13 protein-coding genes are annotated in these 16,911 nt (G+C 60.5%); 5 read left to right on the top strand and 8 right to left on the bottom strand.

Translation table 11 applies throughout. The features are described from left to right. Positions 1 to 15 precede the first annotated feature (15 nt). Positions 16 to 1,425, bottom strand: coding sequence for a PLP-dependent aminotransferase family protein (locus HU755_RS13700; protein ID WP_186633415.1), 1,410 nt, complete (start codon positions 1,423 to 1,425; stop codon positions 16 to 18). Positions 1,426 to 1,515: 90 nt separating this feature from the next. Here HU755_RS13700 and HU755_RS13705 point away from each other — a divergent pair, with 90 nt between their 5' ends. Beyond that, positions 1,516 to 2,460, top strand: a complete 945-nt coding sequence (locus HU755_RS13705) for a DMT family transporter (RefSeq protein WP_186633418.1) — start codon at positions 1,516 to 1,518, stop codon at positions 2,458 to 2,460. Here the strand turns inward: HU755_RS13705 and prpD are convergent. The 6 genes from prpD to HU755_RS13735 form a co-directional block, all read right to left on the bottom strand. Next, on the bottom strand, positions 2,438 to 3,922 hold the full coding sequence (prpD, locus tag HU755_RS13710; RefSeq protein ID WP_186633421.1) for a 2-methylcitrate dehydratase: 1,485 nt from the start codon (positions 3,920 to 3,922) through the stop codon (positions 2,438 to 2,440). The two genes, HU755_RS13705 and prpD, sit on opposite strands and share 23 nt — an antisense overlap. Positions 3,923 to 4,108: 186 nt before the next feature. Further along, positions 4,109 to 5,311 carry a 2-methylaconitate cis-trans isomerase PrpF gene (prpF, locus tag HU755_RS13715; protein ID WP_186633424.1) on the bottom strand — a complete coding sequence of 401 codons (1,203 nt, stop codon included), beginning with the start codon at positions 5,309 to 5,311 and terminating at the stop codon, positions 4,109 to 4,111. 55 nt (positions 5,312 to 5,366) lie between these two features. Then, the gene (gene acnD, locus HU755_RS13720; RefSeq protein ID WP_186633427.1) at positions 5,367 to 7,961 is read right to left on the bottom strand and encodes a Fe/S-dependent 2-methylisocitrate dehydratase AcnD; all 2,595 of its coding nucleotides are present in this window, start codon (positions 7,959 to 7,961) and stop codon (positions 5,367 to 5,369) included. A 195-nt stretch (positions 7,962 to 8,156) separates the two neighbouring features. Next, positions 8,157 to 9,284, bottom strand: coding sequence for a 2-methylcitrate synthase (gene prpC / locus HU755_RS13725; RefSeq protein ID WP_186633430.1), 1,128 nt, complete (start codon positions 9,282 to 9,284; stop codon positions 8,157 to 8,159). A gap of 131 nt (positions 9,285 to 9,415) precedes the next feature. Beyond that, positions 9,416 to 10,309, bottom strand: coding sequence for a methylisocitrate lyase (gene prpB, locus HU755_RS13730; protein ID WP_186633434.1), 894 nt, complete (start codon positions 10,307 to 10,309; stop codon positions 9,416 to 9,418). Beyond that, positions 10,306 to 11,028, bottom strand: coding sequence for a GntR family transcriptional regulator (locus tag HU755_RS13735; protein WP_186551606.1), 723 nt, complete (start codon positions 11,026 to 11,028; stop codon positions 10,306 to 10,308). The genes prpB and HU755_RS13735 overlap by 4 nt, the downstream gene beginning before the upstream one ends. A gap of 402 nt (positions 11,029 to 11,430) precedes the next feature. Here HU755_RS13735 and HU755_RS13740 point away from each other — a divergent pair, with 402 nt between their 5' ends. From HU755_RS13740 to pabB, 4 genes are all read left to right on the top strand, one after another. Next, positions 11,431 to 11,967: an ATP-dependent zinc protease gene (locus tag HU755_RS13740; RefSeq protein ID WP_016983749.1), complete on the top strand. Its 537-nt coding sequence runs from the start codon at positions 11,431 to 11,433 to the stop codon at positions 11,965 to 11,967. Between the two features lie 5 nt (positions 11,968 to 11,972). Beyond that, positions 11,973 to 13,508, top strand: a complete 1,536-nt coding sequence (locus HU755_RS13745) for an inactive transglutaminase family protein (RefSeq protein ID WP_186551583.1) — start codon at positions 11,973 to 11,975, stop codon at positions 13,506 to 13,508. Beyond that, the gene (locus HU755_RS13750) at positions 13,508 to 14,494 is read left to right on the top strand and encodes an alpha-L-glutamate ligase-like protein (RefSeq protein WP_186551584.1); all 987 of its coding nucleotides are present in this window, start codon (positions 13,508 to 13,510) and stop codon (positions 14,492 to 14,494) included. The genes HU755_RS13745 and HU755_RS13750 overlap by 1 nt, the downstream gene beginning before the upstream one ends. Before the next feature lie 214 nt (positions 14,495 to 14,708). Next, positions 14,709 to 16,052 carry an aminodeoxychorismate synthase component I gene (gene pabB / locus HU755_RS13755; RefSeq protein ID WP_186633436.1) on the top strand — a complete coding sequence of 448 codons (1,344 nt, stop codon included), beginning with the start codon at positions 14,709 to 14,711 and terminating at the stop codon, positions 16,050 to 16,052. Between the two features lie 86 nt (positions 16,053 to 16,138). Here pabB and thrH read toward each other — a convergent pair whose 3' ends face one another. Continuing rightward, positions 16,139 to 16,756, bottom strand: coding sequence for a bifunctional phosphoserine phosphatase/homoserine phosphotransferase ThrH (gene thrH, locus HU755_RS13760; protein WP_150594587.1), 618 nt, complete (start codon positions 16,754 to 16,756; stop codon positions 16,139 to 16,141). Positions 16,757 to 16,911: the final 155 nt, after the last annotated feature.

Consider the following 16,911-nt stretch of genomic DNA (forward strand, 5'->3'; position numbering starts at 1 on the left):
GCTCGCGAAGAACGATCACACGGTTTCCGTCAATGCCTTGGCCAGGGCTTCGAAGCCTGCAAGCAACAACTGGTCATCCCCCACCGGGTTGCACACACTCACCCGAATGCATTGCGGCACCGCCCCATGCCCGACCGCAAACGCCTCGGCGGTGGCCACCAGATAGTTGTTCTCTTTCAGTTCCGCCGCAATCTGCGACGCGCGCCACAGCTCAGGCACTTGCACCCAGAAATGCGGACTGTAAGGGTGAGTGTTGTAATTCAAATCCTGCATGACTGGCGCCACCAAAGCCTTGCGCCGAGCGATTTCGCGGATCTGTTCATCCAGCAAGCGCTCGGCCATGCCGCTTTCGATCCATAGGCTCGCCACCTCCATCGAGAGCGGATTGGCCATCCAGCACGTGGCGCGAATGGCTGCGCTCAGCCGCCCGATCAGCGCCTGTGGCGCGTGCAGATAACCCACGCGCAACCCGGCCGACACCGCTTTGCTCAAGCTGCCGATCAGCACTGAGCGTTCCGCTGCGAAATCACTCAGCGGCAGCGGCCGCTGGCGGTCGAGCACGGCGTGCGCTTCGTCTTCGATGATCAGCAGATTGTGTTCGCGACAGAGCCCGGCGATCGCCTTACGCCGTGGGACCGACATCACGGCGGCCGTAGGATTCTGGATCGTCGGCGTGCAATACAGCGCGCTAACCCGGTGCTGACGGCAAATGTCCTCCAATGCCGAGGGCAGAAGTCCTTCGTCGTCCATCGCGACGCCGATAAGCTTTATCCCGAGCTGACGTGTGACGCTGATCAATCCGGGGTAGGACAAATGCTCGGTGACCAGCGTGTCGCCTGCCTTGAGCAAGCCCATCAGCGTGCACAACAAGCCATGTTGACCGCCGTTGACGCACAGCACCTGATCGGCGTGCGGCACAAAATCGCCATGACGCAACCAGACAGCGCCTGCCAACCGATGCCGCGCCAAACCACTTTCGGCGGTGTAGCCGGTCAATTGCCGCAACACGTCCGGATCGGTAGCCAGATCCTTCAGCGACTGGCTCATGAACGCCGCTTCCTGACCCGGTATCGGTTGGTTCCGGCTCATGTCGAAATACGCCAGCGGCTCGTCGCTGACGTTGCGAAAGCCTTTGTCCTGGGGCCGCTCCATCCCGCGCTGACGCACATACGTGCCATCTCCTACACGGGCCACGACCAAGCCGACACGCTCAAGCTCGCCATAAGCACGGCTGACCGTTCCGATGGTGACGCCGAGACTGTCGGCCAATAGCCGGTGCGGTGGCAGCTTGCTGCCGGCGTCGATAATGCCCTCCTCGATCGCCTGTGCGACGGCGTCGGCGAGGCGTTTGTATTTCACGCCCGCGCGGTTGGCGAGCCCGTCCCGCAGGATTGACACCATGGCAATACTTGCTTTGACAGTCATTAGCGCCCCGAATAGCGTGCTGAAAAAAGGTTCAATCAGAGATAGACCTTTTCAACGAAGCGGTCAATCCGCACGCCGGGAGCACGCGCCATGTCGACCACTGTCAGCACACCGATCAGCATCAACAAGCCCTGGCTCGCCGGATTTATCACCAGCCTGTTGTTTCTCATCGTTTGTCTGAGCTGGGGCACCACATGGCTGGGGATCAAGATCGCGGTTGAGAGCGTGCCGCCACTCACTGCTGCAGGCCTGCGCTTTTTGATTGCCTTCCCGCTGTTCCTGAGTTTCGCGCTGTTGCGAAAGGAGCCTTTGCTGTTCCCTCGGCAAAGTCGCTGGTTCTTTGTGTTCGTCACGCTGTCGTATTTCAGCGTGCCCTATTACCTGCTCAACTACGGCGAAATCCATGTGTCGTCGGGCCTGACGGCGCTGCTGTTCAGCTGCATGCCGGTGTTCATTCTGGTGTTCTCTGCGTTATTTCTGCGCGAGAAAATCTACCCTTCGCAAATGCTCGGCATTGCCATTGGTTTTGGCAGCCTGTTCATGATTATCCGCAGCCAGGGTTTGCATGTGGATAAAGCCGAATGGCTCGGCGTGCTGGCGATTCTTGGTGCAGCGGTGCTGCACGCGCTGTGCTACGTGGTGACCAAAAAACATGGCACTGCGATCAGCGTGATCACCTATAACACCTTGCCGATCGGCATCGCCGGGCTGCTGTTATTAATTGTCGGGCTGAGCTTCGAAGCGCCGCAATTTCATAATGTAACCGCGCGCTCATGGGGCGCCCTGCTCTATCTCGGACTGGTGGCGTCGGTGGGTGGGTTCATCGTTTATTTTCTGCTGCTTAAACGCTTGAGCCCGATCATTCTGTCATTCGTGTTTATCATTTTTCCGGTGTTCGCCGTGATCATCGGCGCCTGGTATGAGGGCCAGGCGCTCTCGAAGGAGCTGATGATCTATTCGGCGATCCTGTTGAGCGGTTTTGCGATCACCAAGTTGCCGTTTGAAAAATGGTTCAGACAACCCACAGATCGATAAAGCGATTGACCGGCGTCGCCCCAAGCCGCGTCTGGTCCTTGCACAAATCGAATATTTCGCCGCTGCGCTGGGCGCTGAAGCGCGTCGCCAGATTCGCTTTGAACTTGTCCTCAAGCAGGGGGATGCCCTCTGCACGACGACGGCGGTGGCCGATCGGGTATTCCACAACGACGTTGTCGGTGCTGCTGCCGTCCTTGAAGAAAACCTGCACGGCGTTGGCAATCGAGCGCTTGTCAGCCTCGAGGTATTCGCGGGTGAAACGCGGCTCTTCGACGATGAGCATTTTGTCGCGCAGCACATCAATGATCGGGTGCGCCTTGTGGAAATCATCTTCGTAATGCTCAGCAATCAGATTACCGAACGCCAGCGGTACCGCGGTCATGTATTGCAGGCAGTGGTCACGGTCGGCGGCGTTGGCCAGCGGCCCGGCCTTGGAAATGATGCGGATCGCCGACTCGTGCGTGGTGATGACGATGCGGTCGATCTCATGCAGGCGATTGCGCACCTGGGGATGCAGCGTCACTGCCGCTTCGCAAGCCGTTTGCGCGTGAAACTCTGCGGGGAAGCTGATCTTGAACAGGACGTTTTCCATGACGTAGCTGCCGAACGATCGCGAGAAACCGAAGGCGCGTTTGTCGTCCGGCTTCAGCGCCAGATCGTTGTTGGTGTGACTGAACGACACGTCATAGAAGCCCCACTGCCTGGCGCTCAGCACACCGGGAATGCCCATCTCGCCACGCATCGCAATGTCGGCCAGACGCACTCCACGACTGGTCGCATCGCCCGCCGCCCAGGATTTTCGCGAGCCAGCGTTTGGCGCGTGGCGATAGGTACGCAGTGCCTGCCCGTCGGCGAACGCGTGGGACAAGGCCGATAAAAGCTGCTCGCGATTGGCGCCCATCAGTTTGGCAGTGACGGCGGTCGAGGCGACTTTCACCAGAATGACGTGGTCGAGTCCTACGCGATTGAAGGAGTTTTCCAAGGCAATCACGCCCTGAATCTCGTGCGCCATGATCATCGCTTCCAGCACATCGCGCACCGTCAGCGGCGCTTCACCATTGGCCAGGCGTTTTTGCGACAGGTGATCGGCCACCGCAAGAATTGCACCGAGGTTGTCCGAAGGATGCCCCCACTCGGCGGCGAGCCACGTGTCGTTGTAGTCGAGCCAGCGGACGATGCAGCCGATGTCCCATGCGGCCTTCACCGGATCCAGACGATACGGCGTGCCGGGAACCCGTGCGCCGTGAGGCACGACGGTGCCTTCAACGATCGGGCCCAGCAGTTTGGTGCATTCTGGAAAACGCAGCGCCAGCAGGCCGCAGCCCAGCGTGTCCATCAGGCAGTGGCGGGCGGTGGTCAGCGCTTCGCTGGATTCGGGTTTAAAAGTCAGAACGTAATCGGCGATGTCCTGCAGGACACGGTCGTAGTCGGGGCGGTTGTTCAGGTCGACGTTGGCGCTCATGTTCGATTCACTCGTGAAGTGGTTCGTTGATGGGACCTCGGTTCAGGGCTAATTTTTTTATGGTTGAAATGCAATCGACTGTAGGAGTGAGCCTGCTCGCGATGGCGGCGTGTCAGACAACACTGATGCTGAATGTCAGTCCGCTATCGCGAGCAGGCTCACTCCTACAGTTTGTTCGGTGTTGTATCAGAAACAATCGCCGGGCACGCGTACGTACCCTTCCATCAGAACACGCGCGCTACGGCTCATGATGGCTTTTTTCACCACCCACTCGCCGTTTTCCAGCGTCGCTTCTGCACCCACGCGCAACGTTCCGGACGGATGGCCGAAACGCACGGCATTGCGTTCAACGCCACCAGCCGCCAGGTTCACCAGGGTTCCGGAAATTGCCGCCGCCGTGCCGATCGCCACCGCCGCCGTGCCCATCATCGCGTGGTGCAGTTTGCCCATCGACAACGCGCGCACCAGCAGATCGACATCACCCGCGGCAATCGCTTTACCGCTCGACGCTACGTAATCCGCAGGCTTGGCCACGAACGCGACTTTCGGCGTGTGTTGACGCTTCGCTGCTTCTTCCAGGTGGGAGATCAGGCCCATGCGCAACGCACCATAGGCGCGGATGGTCTCGAACATCAGCAGCGCTTTCGGATCGCCGTTGATCGCGCCTTGCAACTCGGTGCCGGTGTAACCGATGTCTTCGGCGTTGACGAAAATTGTCGGGATCCCGGCGTTGATCATGGTCGCCTTGAACGTACCCACCCCCGGCACTTCCAGCTCATCGACCAGATTGCCGGTAGGGAACATCGAGCCACCGCCGCCCTCTTCTTCCGCCGCCGGATCCATGAACTCAACCTGTACTTCGGCTGCCGGGAAGGTCACGCCGTCGAGTTCGAAATCACCGGTTTCCTGCACTTCGCCGTGGGTGATCGGCACGTGGGCAATAATCGTTTTGCCGATGTTGGCCTGCCACACGCGCACCACGGCGACACCGTTGTGCGGAATGCGGCTGGCATCGACCAGACCGTTGCTGATGGCAAACGAACCGACCGCCGCCGAGAGGTTGCCGCAGTTGCCGCTCCAGTCGACGAACGGCTTGTCGATAGAGACCTGGCCGAACAAGTAATCGACGTCGTGATCGGCGCGGGTACTTTTCGACAGGATTACGGTTTTGCTGGTGCTCGATGTTGCGCCGCCCATGCCGTCGATCTGCTTGTCGTACGGGTCGGGACTGCCGATCACCCGCAGCAGCAGCGCGTCGCGGGCGGGACCTGGAACCTGCGCCGCCTCGGGCAGATCTTTGAGGCTGAAGAACACACCTTTGCTGGTGCCGCCGCGCATGTAAGTGGCGGGAATTTTGATCTGCGGTGCGAAATTAGCTGCGTGAGCCATGATTGCTCCTTCAAAGCGGCCAGAGGACTCATCATCCCTTGGCCACTGAACCTATTTAAACAGCCACCGCCGAACCCTCGAGGAAGTCCTGGGCAAAGCGCTGCAACACGCCGCCGGCCTCGTAGATCGACACTTCTTCAGCGGTATCGAGACGGCAAGTCACCGGCACGTCTACCCGCTCGCCATTCTTGCGATGAATCACCAGCGTCAGGTCCGCGCGCGGCTTGCGCTCGCCGACCACGTCGTAGGTTTCGCTGCCATCGATGGCCAGCGTATGGCGGTCGGTGCCCGGTTTGAATTCCAGCGGCAACACGCCCATGCCCACCAGGTTGGTGCGGTGAATGCGCTCGAAACCTTCGGCGGCAATCGCCTCGACACCGGCCAGGCGCACGCCCTTGGCCGCCCAGTCACGGGACGAACCCTGACCGTAGTCGGCGCCGGCAATGATGATCAGCGGCTGCTTGCGTTCCATGTAGGTTTCGATGGCTTCCCACATGCGCATGACCTGGCCTTCAGGCTCGACGCGGGCCAGCGAACCCTGCTTGACCTTGCCGTTTTCCACGACCATTTCGTTGAACAGTTTCGGATTGGCGAACGTCGCGCGTTGTGCAGTCAAGTGGTCGCCACGGTGGGTGGCGTAGGAGTTGAAGTCTTCTTCCGGCAAGCCCATCTTCGCCAGGTATTCGCCGGCGGCGCTGTCGAGCATGATCGCGTTCGACGGCGACAGGTGGTCGGTGGTGATGTTGTCCGGCAGCACCGCCAGCGGACGCATGCCCTTGAGCGGACGCGCGCCGGCCAGCGCACCTTCCCAGTACGGCGGACGGCGAATATAAGTACTCATCTCGCGCCACTCATACAGCGGCGCGACTTTCGGCCCGGTGTCTTCATGCACGGCGAACATCGGAATGTAGACCTGACGAAACTGCTCAGGCTTGACCGAAGACTTGACCACCGCATCGATTTCTTCGTCGCTCGGCCAGATGTCTTTCAGGCGGATTTCGCGGCCATCGACCACGCCCAACACATCCTTCTCGATATCGAAACGGATGGTCCCGGCAATCGCGTAGGCGACCACCAGCGGCGGCGACGCGAGGAACGCCTGCTTGGCGTACGGATGGATGCGGCCGTCGAAGTTGCGGTTGCCCGAGAGCACGGCGGTGGCGTACAGGTCGCGGTCGATGATTTCTTGCTGGATCACCGGGTCGAGTGCGCCGGACATGCCATTGCAGGTGGTGCAGGCAAACGCCACGACACCGAAACCGAGCTGTTCCAGCTCCGTGGTCAGCCCCGCTTCGTCAAGGTACAGCGCCACGGTTTTCGAGCCCGGTGCCAGCGAGGATTTCACCCACGGCTTGCGCGTCAGGCCGAGTTTGTTGGCATTGCGCGCCAGCAGGCCGGCGGCGATGACGTTGCGCGGGTTGCTGGTGTTGGTGCAACTGGTGATCGCCGCGATGATCACCGCACCGTCGGGCATTTGCCCCGGCACGTCATCCCACTGGCCGGAGATGCCTTTGGCGGCCAGATCAGACACCGCGACGCGCGCATGCGGATTGCTCGGGCCGGCCATGTTACGCACTACCGAAGACAGGTCGAAGGTCAGGCCGCGCTCGTATTGCGCGCCCTTCAGGCTGTCGGCCCACAGGCCGGTGAGCTTGGCGTATTGCTCGACCAGTTGAACCTGCTGATCTTCACGACCGGTGAGTTTCAGGTAATCGATGGTTTGCTGGTCGATGTAGAACATCGCCGCCGTGGCGCCGTATTCCGGGGCCATGTTGGAGATGGTCGCGCGATCGCCGAGGGTCAGCGCCGCCGCGCCTTCGCCGAAGAACTCCAGCCAGGCGCCGACAACTTTCTGTTTGCGCAGGTATTCGGTCAGCGCCAGCACCATGTCGGTGGCGGTGATGCCCGGTTGCAGCTTGCCGGTCAGCTCGACGCCAACGCTTTCTGGCAGACGCATCCACGATGCGCGACCGAGCATCACGCTCTCGGCTTCAAGGCCGCCGACACCGATGGCAATGACGCCCAGCGCATCGACATGCGGCGTGTGGCTGTCAGTGCCGACGCAGGTATCCGGGAACGCCACACCGTCGCGCACCTGGATCACCGGCGACATTTTCTCCAGATTGATCTGGTGCATGATGCCGTTGCCCGGCGGAATCACATCAACGTTCTTGAAGGCCTTTTTGGTCCAGTTGATGAAGTGGAAACGGTCTTCGTTGCGCCGATCTTCGATGGCGCGGTTTTTATCGAACGCCTGGGCATCGAAACCGCCCGCCTCGACCGCCAGCGAATGGTCGACGATCAGTTGCGTGGGCACTACCGGATTGACCTGCGCGGGGTCGCCGCCCTGCAAGGCAATGGCGTCACGCAGGCCGGCGAGGTCGACCAGCGCGGTCTGGCCGAGAATGTCGTGGCACACCACACGTGCCGGGAACCACGGGAAGTCGAGGTCGCGTTTGCGTTCGATCAATTGCTTGAGCGAGTCGGTGAGCGTCGCCGGATCGCAGCGACGCACAAGGTTTTCCGCCAGCACGCGGGAGGTGTACGGCAGGGTGTCGTAGCTGCCGGGCCGGATCGCCTCGACCGCCGCGCGGGTGTCGAAGTAATCCAGCGGCGTACCGGGCAGGTTCTTGCGAAATTTTGTGTTCATCGGGTCAGGACTCGGGGTCACGGTGATTTCAAAGGGTGAGCAAACACCAGACTCAGGATTCACACCGTCCCTTGTAGGAGTGAGCCTGCTCGCGATAGCGGTGTGTCAGTCAACATTGATATCAACTGAAAAGCCGCCATCGCGAGCAGGCTCACTCCTACAGGGGGTTGCGGTGTCCTCGGGTCAGCTCACCATTCAGCGACGTTCGATTGGCACGAACTTGCGCTGGTCGACGCCGGTGTATTCGGCGCTTGGGCGGATGATGCGGTTGTTGGCGCGCTGTTCGAAAACGTGCGCGGCCCAGCCGGTCAGGCGCGAGCAGACGAAGATCGGCGTGAACAGCTTGGTCGGGATGCCCATGAAGTGGTACGCCGAGGCATGGTAGAAGTCGGCGTTGGGGAACAGTTTCTTCTGCTCCCACATGGTCTTGTCGATCGCTTCGGAAACCGCGAACAGCACCTCGTCACCGACCTCGTCGGCGAGTTTTTTCGACCAGCCCTTGATCACCTCGTTGCGCGGGTCGCTGTCCTTATAGATCGCGTGGCCGAAGCCCATGATCTTGTCCTTGCGCTCGAGCATGCCGAGGGTGCCCTTGATCGCCTCCTCGGGCGAAGAGAAGCGCTCGATCATGTCCATTGCCGCTTCGTTGGCGCCGCCATGCAACGGACCGCGCAGCGAGCCGATAGCTGCGGTGACGCACGAATACAGGTCCGACAGGGTCGATGCGCAAACGCGTGCGGTAAACGTCGAGGCGTTGAATTCGTGTTCGGCGTAAAGGATCAGCGACACGTTCATGACTTTGACGTGCAGTTCGCTCGGCTTCTTGCCATGCAGCAAGTGCAGAAAGTGGCCGCCGATGCTCGGCTCGTCGCTCACGCAATCGATGCGCTTGCCGTCGTGGCTGAAGCGGTACCAATAGCACATGATCGCCGGGAACGCGGCGAGCAGGCGATCGGTCTTGTCGCGCTGCTCGGAGAAGTCTTTCTCCGGCTCGATGTTGCCAAGAAACGAACAGCCGGTGCGCATCACGTCCATCGGATGGGCATCGGCGGGGATGCGCTCCAGCACTTCCTTGAGCGCTTGCGGCAAGTCGCGCAGCTTGCTCAGTTTGTCTTGATAGGCGGCGAGTTGCGCCTGGGTCGGCAGTTCGCCGTACAGCAACAGGTACGCTACTTCTTCAAATTGCGCGTCGGCGGCCAGTTCGCGCACATCGTAGCCGCGGTAAGTCAGCCCGGCACCGGCCTGGCCCACGGTGGACAATGCGGTTTGCCCGGCCACCTGGCCCCGGAGTCCGGCGCCACTGAGTACTTTTGCTTCGGCCATTGTTGTCTCCAGTTTTCTTGAATTTGTAGGGGAAACAGGTGGGAGCGAGCCTGCTCGCGAAGAGTGCATCAGGGACACCGCGTTATCGTTGGCGCCCATTCGCGAGCAGGCTCGCTCCCACAGGGGTTTGTTCAGCCTTTCTTCTGTGCAAACAACGCATCGAGCTTTTGCTCGAACGTGTGGTAATCAATACGATCGTAAAGCTCCATGCGAGTCTGCATGGTGTCGATGACATTCTGTTGCGTGCCGTCGCGGCGGATCGCGGTGTAGACGTTTTCCGCGGCCTTGTTCATCGCGCGAAACGCCGACAGCGGATACAGCACCAACGACACATCAGCACCGGCCAGTTGCTCGGTGGTGTACAGCGGCGTCGCGCCGAATTCGGTGATGTTGGCCAGGATCGGCGCTTTCACCCGGTTGGCGAACAGCTTGTACATCTCAAGCTCGGTAATCGCCTCAGGAAAGATCATGTCAGCGCCCGCTTCGATGCACGCCGCAGCGCGATCCAGCGCCGATTCCAGGCCTTCCACCGCCAGCGCGTCGGTGCGCGCCATGATCACAAAGCTGTCGTCGGTGCGCGCATCGACCGCGGCCTTGATGCGATCGACCATTTCCTGCTGGCTGACGATCTCTTTGTTCGGGCGATGGCCACAGCGCTTGGCGCCGACCTGATCTTCAATATGAATCGCCGCCGCGCCGAACTTGATCATCGATTTGACGGTGCGCGCGACGTTGAACGCTGACGAGCCGAAACCGGTGTCGACGTCCACCAGCAGCGGCAGGTCGCAGACATCGGTGATGCGCCGCACGTCCGTCAAGACGTCATCGAGACCGGTAATCCCCAGATCCGGCACGCCGAGCGAACCTGCGGCCACCCCGCCACCGGACAGGTAAATCGCCTTGAAACCGGCGCGCTTGGCCAGCAGCGCGTGGTTGGCGTTGATCGCACCAACCACTTGCAATGGATGCTCGCTGGCGACCGCATCGCGGAAACGCTGGCCTGGCGTGTTCAGTCTGGAACTCATGACTCACCTCGTTCAGTGGCTGTCTTATTGTGGGCGCCGTCCTGGTAATGACGGGCGATGTTGCGTTTCGAGGCGCCGATATGGCGGCGCATCAGCAATTCGGCGAGTTCGCCGTCACGGTCGGCGATGGCATCGAGAATCCGGTGATGTTCAGCGAACGCCTGACGCGGGCGGTTCGGCGTGGTGGAAAACTGAATGCGGTACATGCGCACCAGTTGGTACAGCTCACCGCAAAGCATCTGCGTCAGCGTGCGATTACCGCTGCCCTGGATGATCCGATAGTGGAAGTCGAAATCGCCTTCCTGCTGGTAGTAGCCGACACCGGCCTGAAACGCTGCGTCGCGCTCGTGGGTTTCCAGCACCCGGCGCAGCTCATCGATTTCTTCTACGCTCATGCGTTCGGCCGCCAGGCGGCAGGCCATGCCTTCGAGGGATTCGCGGATTTCGTAGAGTTCGATCAATTCGGCATGGTTGAGCGACACCACCCGCGCGCCGACATGCGGCACACGCACCAGCAGGCGCTGGCCCTCCAGGCGATGAATCGCCTCACGCAACGGTCCGCGGCTGATGCCGTAGGTGCGCGCCAGCTCCGGCTCGGAAATCTTGCTGCCCGGGGCGATTTCACCTTTGACGATAGCGGCCTGAATGCGCCGGAAGACGTTTTCCGAAAGCGTCTCGGTATCTTCGCCGCTGATGACCGGGGGATCGAGTTGATCCAGCATGATTGTCGACACCTTGATATCCAATGTGGCAAAAACTAGCTAATTAGCCCGCATACGTCAAAGGATAAATAGGTATTGTCGACAATCGTCTAATAACCGCAGCCAACTGTTCGCTTGACCCATGTGGGAGCGAGCCTGCTCGCGAAGGCGCAATATCAGTCAGCATCTGTTTCGAATGACACACCGCCTTCGCGAGCAGGCTCGCTCCCACAGGGGTATCTGCTCAAGGGTGACAGGTCGGCGCAAGCGCTGGCGCCATAAAACCACCGTGCTAGAATGCCGCCCGCATTTGCTGGCCATTTACAGGCTTGTCATAAAAAGCTGAAAGGCACACGAAGGGACCTGCGCACGCTGTGTCAGGTGCCCCAACCGACCACGGAACGCTGCGCACCAGGATTTATGAGACTCAAGCCTTTCCCGACATTTTTCGCACTGTTTTGCCTGCCCGGCCTCGCCGCCGCGGGGGAAAAAACCGTGTATGGCCTCAACGAATACGCTTCGCTCGATGGCATTAATCTGGAAGTCGCGGCCAAACTCGACACCGGGGCGAAAACCGCCTCGCTGAGCGCCCGCGACATCAAACGCTTCAAACGCAACGGTGAGTCCTGGGTGCGCTTCTACCTGGCCATCGATGCCGCGCATTCGCATCCGATCGAACGGCCACTGGCCCGCGTCAGCAAGATCAAGCGCCGCGCCGGCGACTACGATCCGGAAGAAGGCAAGAAATACACCGCCCGTCCGGTGATCGAGCTGGATATCTGCATGGGTTCGGCCATGCGCAGCATCGAAGTGAACCTGACCGACCGAAGTGCGTTCCAATACCCGCTTTTGATTGGCTCCGAGGCGCTGAAACGCTTCGACGCGCTGGTCGACCCCAGTCTTAAATACGCTGCCGGCAAACCTGCCTGCACCATCGCCGCTCATACCGCCGAGTAATTTCCATGCGTTCTCTAACCTTCCACCTGAAAATCCTGATCGCCGTGCTGGTGCTGCTGGGCGTTTCGGTTACGGCCTATCAGATTTTCGTGCTCGGCATCCCGGTGACCGAAGACGCCACCGACGACCTGTGGAACATCGACGCCAAGGTCGAGTTCGTCGCCAGCACCAAGGACCCGGTCAAGATTCAGATGTTCGTGCCGCCGCTGAGCCGCGACTACGTCAGCCTCAACGAAAGCTTCATCTCCAATAACTACGGCGTCGCGGTCAACCGCGTCGACGGCAACCGCAAGGTGACCTGGTCGGCCCGTCGCGCCAAAGGCAACCAGACGCTCTACTACCGTCTGGTGCTGACCAAGCGCTACACCGCCGAAAAATCCAAGGTCAAAGGCCCGACCTTCCGCGACAGCATGGTCATCGAAGGCCCGGAAAAAATCGCCGCCGAAGCGCTGCTCGCGCCGATTCGCCAGCATTCGGCCGACGTCGAAACCTTCATTGGCGAAGCGATCAAGCGGGTCAACAACCTCAACGATGACAACGTGAAACTGCTGCTGGCCGGCGACCCGTCCACCGCGCACAAAGCGAAAATCGTCGAACTGCTGCTGTCCATCGCTCACGTACCAGTAGAAAAAGTCCACACCATCCGCCTCGTCGCCGATCAGCCGCAAATGCCGGAACTGTGGCTGCGCAGCTTCAATGGCACTGACTGGCTGTACTTCAACCCGGAAACCGGCGAACAGGGCCTGCCGACCGACCGCCTGCTGTGGTGGACCGGCGATGAAAACCTGATCACTGTCGATGGCGGCAAGAAGGCCAACGTAACGTTCAGCCTTAATAACAGCGAGATGAACGCGATTCGTCTGGCCAAGCTGACCGATGAAAATACCGACGCCAACTTCCTCGAATACTCTCTATACGGCTTGCCGCTGCAGACCCAGCAAACGTTCATGATCATGGTGATGATCCCGATCGGCGTACTGGTGATCCTGATCCTGCGCAACCTGATCGGCCTGCAGACCCTCGGCACGTTCACCCCGGTACTGATCGCCCTGGCCTTCCGTGAAACGCAACTGGGCTTCGGCATTCTGCTGTTCACCGTAATCACCGCGCTGGGCCTGTCGTTACGCTCCTATCTTGAGCATCTGAAGCTGCAAATGCTGCCGCGCCTGTCGGTGGTGTTGACGTTTGTCGTGGTGTTGATCGCCGCGATCAGCCTGTTCAGCCACAAGCTCGGCCTGGAACGCGGCTTGTCGGTGGCACTGTTCCCGATGGTGATTCTGACCATGACCATCGAACGCCTGTCGATTACCTGGGAAGAGCGCGGCGCCAGCCATGCAATGAAAGTGGCGATCGGCACGCTGTTCGCCGCGTCCCTGGCGCACTTGATCATGACCGTGCCGGAGCTGGTGTATTTCGTCTTCACGTTCCCGGCGATCCTGCTGATTCTGGTCGGCTTCATGCTGGCGATGGGTCGCTACCGCGGCTACCGCCTGACCGAACTGGTGCGGTTCAAGGCTTTCCTGAAGAAGGCTGACGCCTGATGTTCGGTTTCTGGAAGACCTGGAAGGCCCTGGAAGCCCGGGGCATCATGGGCATCAATCGACGTAACGCCGACTACGTGCTCAAGTACAACAAGCGCAGTCTGTACCCGATTGTCGACGACAAGATCATCACCAAGGAACGCGCGATCGCCGCCGGCATTCACGTGCCGGAGCTGTACGGGGTGATCTCCACCGAGAAGGAAATCGACAAGCTCGGCGAGATCATCGGCGGGCGCAGCGACTTCGTGATCAAACCGGCCCAGGGCGCCGGCGGTGACGGCATCATCGTCATCGCCGACCGTTTCGAAGGCCGCTACCGCACTGTGTCAGGCAAGATCCTCGCCCATGAAGAGCTGGAGCATCACATTTCCAGCATCCTCACCGGCCTGTATTCGCTGGGCGGCCACCGCGACCGCGCACTGATCGAATACCGCGTCACCCCGGACCAGATCTTCAAAAGCATCAGTTACGAAGGTGTGCCGGACATCCGCATCATCGTGCTGATGGGTTATCCGGTGATGGCGATGCTGCGTCTGCCGACCCGCCAGTCCGGCGGCAAGGCCAACCTGCACCAGGGCGCCATCGGCGTCGGTGTCGATCTGGCCACCGGCCTGACCCTGCGCGGCACCTGGCTGAACAACATCATCACCAAACACCCCGACACCACCAACGCAGTCGATGGTGTGCAACTGCCCTACTGGGACGGGTTCATGAAACTCGCGGCCGGCTGCTATGAGCTGTGCGGACTGGGTTACATCGGCGTCGACATGGTGCTCGATCAGGAGAAAGGTCCGCTGATTCTGGAGCTGAATGCGCGACCGGGGCTGAATATCCAGATTGCCAACGATTGTGGGCTGACCTTGCGTACCCATGCGGTTGAAGCACGGCTGGAAGAGCTGAAAGCGCGCGGCGTGAAGGAGTCGGTTGACGAGCGCGTGGCGTTTACGCAGGAGATGTTTGGGCATATTCCTGCGGTCGAGGGCTGATCCAAAACCGAGCCGCACCCTTCGCGAGCAGGCTCACTCCCACAGGGACACGCACTCCAAATGTGGGAGCGAGCCTGCTCGCGAAGGCTGTCTCCCTGCAACACATAGCGTGACGCCTGCCCCGAATCTGCCAATCACCGACATCCCCTCTAGGAGCAATTCCTACAGAAGACTACAATCCCCACCCCGCCTCGATGGCCGATCTGCCCCGCCCATGTTGACCTGTTCCGTATTCCCGCTGCCCTACCGCGCCAATCCCGCTGACTACTTCGCGGCCATTCGCAACGCCCCTGGCGCCGTGCTGCTCGACAGCGGTCGGCCGAGTGCCGACCGGGGCCGTTATGACCTGCTTAGCGCCTGGCCGCTGAAACAACTGGCCGTGCTGCCGGACGAGGGCGGCGCGCATTTTCTGCAACGCCTGCGCGACAACCTCAGCCGCTTGGGCGAAGCGCAATTGCCGGTTAAATACGAGCTGCCGTTCGCCGGCGGACTGATCGGATATCTGAGCTACGACTTCGGCCGTCATCTGGAACACCTGCCAAGCCAGGCACTGGATGATCTGCAATTGCCCGATGCGCGTTTTGGCCTGTACGACTGGGCGTTGATCAGCGATCACCAGACTCAAACCAGCCAGTTGGTCTTTCATCCGTCGGTCTCCGCCGGTGACCAGCAGCGACTGACGACGCTGTTCACCCAACCACGGGCTGACGCACTGACGCCGTTCAAACTGAACAAACCGATGAGCGCCGATCTCTCGGCCGACGAGTACCGTCAGGCGTTCGAACGCATTCAGCAATACATTCAGGCCGGTGACTGCTATCAGGTCAACTTTGCCCAGCGCTTCCGCGCGCCGTGCGAGGGCGATCCATGGCTGGCTTATTGCGCCCTGCGCCAAGCCTGCCCGACCCCTTTTTCCGGTTTCCAGAGTCTGCCCGACGGCGGCGCAGTGCTGAGCCTGTCGCCGGAACGCTTCGTCAAGGTCAGCCAGCGCCAGGTGGAAACCCGCCCGATCAAAGGCACTCGCCCACGCGGCCTGACGCCCGGCGAAGACGCGGCCAACGCCGACGAACTGCTGGCAAGCCCCAAGGATCGCGCGGAGAACCTGATGATCGTCGATCTGTTGCGCAACGACCTCGGGCGCACGTGCCGCATCGGCTCCGTACGGGTGCCGGAATTGTTCAGTCTGGAAAGCTATCCGAATGTGCATCACTTGGTCAGCAGCGTGACCGGAGAATTGGCGGATGATCGCGACGCACTGGATTTGATTGCCGGCAGCTTCCCCGGCGGCTCGATCACCGGCGCGCCGAAAATTCGCGCCATGCAGATCATTGATGAGCTGGAGCCAACCCGGCGCGGTTTGTATTGCGGTTCGTTGCTGTATCTCGACGTGCGCGGCGAAATGGACAGCTCCATCGCGATTCGCAGCCTGTTGGTCAAGGATGCGCAGGTGTGCTGCTGGGGCGGCGGCGGGATCGTTGCCGATTCGCAGTGGCAGGCCGAGTATCAGGAATCGATTACCAAAGTGCGGATTCTCCTCGACACCCTGCAGAACCTTTAAAAGCTTCGCGAGCAGGCTCGCTCCCACATTTGGAATGCATTTCCCTGTGGGAGCGAGCCTGCTCGCGAAGGCATCCTTCCAGACGACTACAAACTCAAATCACGATTCGAGGCTTTGAGGAACTCCTGCTTCAGCTCGGCAAACGTATGCACCGCCGGAAACTGAGGAAACTCGCGAATCACATTGTCCGGCGCATGAAACAGAATCCCCGCGTCCGCCTCACCCAGCATCGTCGTGTCGTTGTACGAATCGCCCGCTGCAATCACCCGGTAATACAGGCTCTTGAACGCCAGCACCGACTGGCGCTTGGGATCTTTCTGGCGTAACTGATAGCTGGTCACCCGCCCGGTTTCGTCAGTGATCAACCGATGGCAGAGCAAGGTCGGGAAGCCCAGTTGGCGCATCAGCGGCTGCGAGAACTCATAGAAGGTGTCCGAGAGAATCACCACCTGGAAGCGCTCGCGCAGCCAGTTGACGAATTCCACGGCGCCGTCCAGCGGTTGCAGCGTGGCGATCACTTCCTGGATGTCCGACAGTTTCAGGCCGTGTTCATCGAGAATGCGCAGACGCTGCTTCATCAGCACGTCGTAATCGGGAATGTCCCGGGTGGTGGCCTTGAGGGATTCGATTCCGGTTTTTTCGGCGAAGGCGATCCAGATTTCCGGTACCAGTACCCCTTCAAGATCCAGGCAAGCAATTTCCACAAGACACTCCCGTTTGTAGTGATTATTTGAGTCGAGCGAGGCCGAACTCTAGCGCCTGCACCTGACGGGCGCAACGCACGGGACGCCCCGGGCGCGGCAGCTTTTTGTTACCATCGGCGCCATATAGAGCGCCCAGCGCCACCGACCTGTAGGAA

The sequence above is a fragment of the Pseudomonas sp. SWRI111 genome (genome assembly GCF_014268555.1).
GTDB lineage: Bacteria > Pseudomonadota > Gammaproteobacteria > Pseudomonadales > Pseudomonadaceae > Aquipseudomonas > Aquipseudomonas hamedanensis.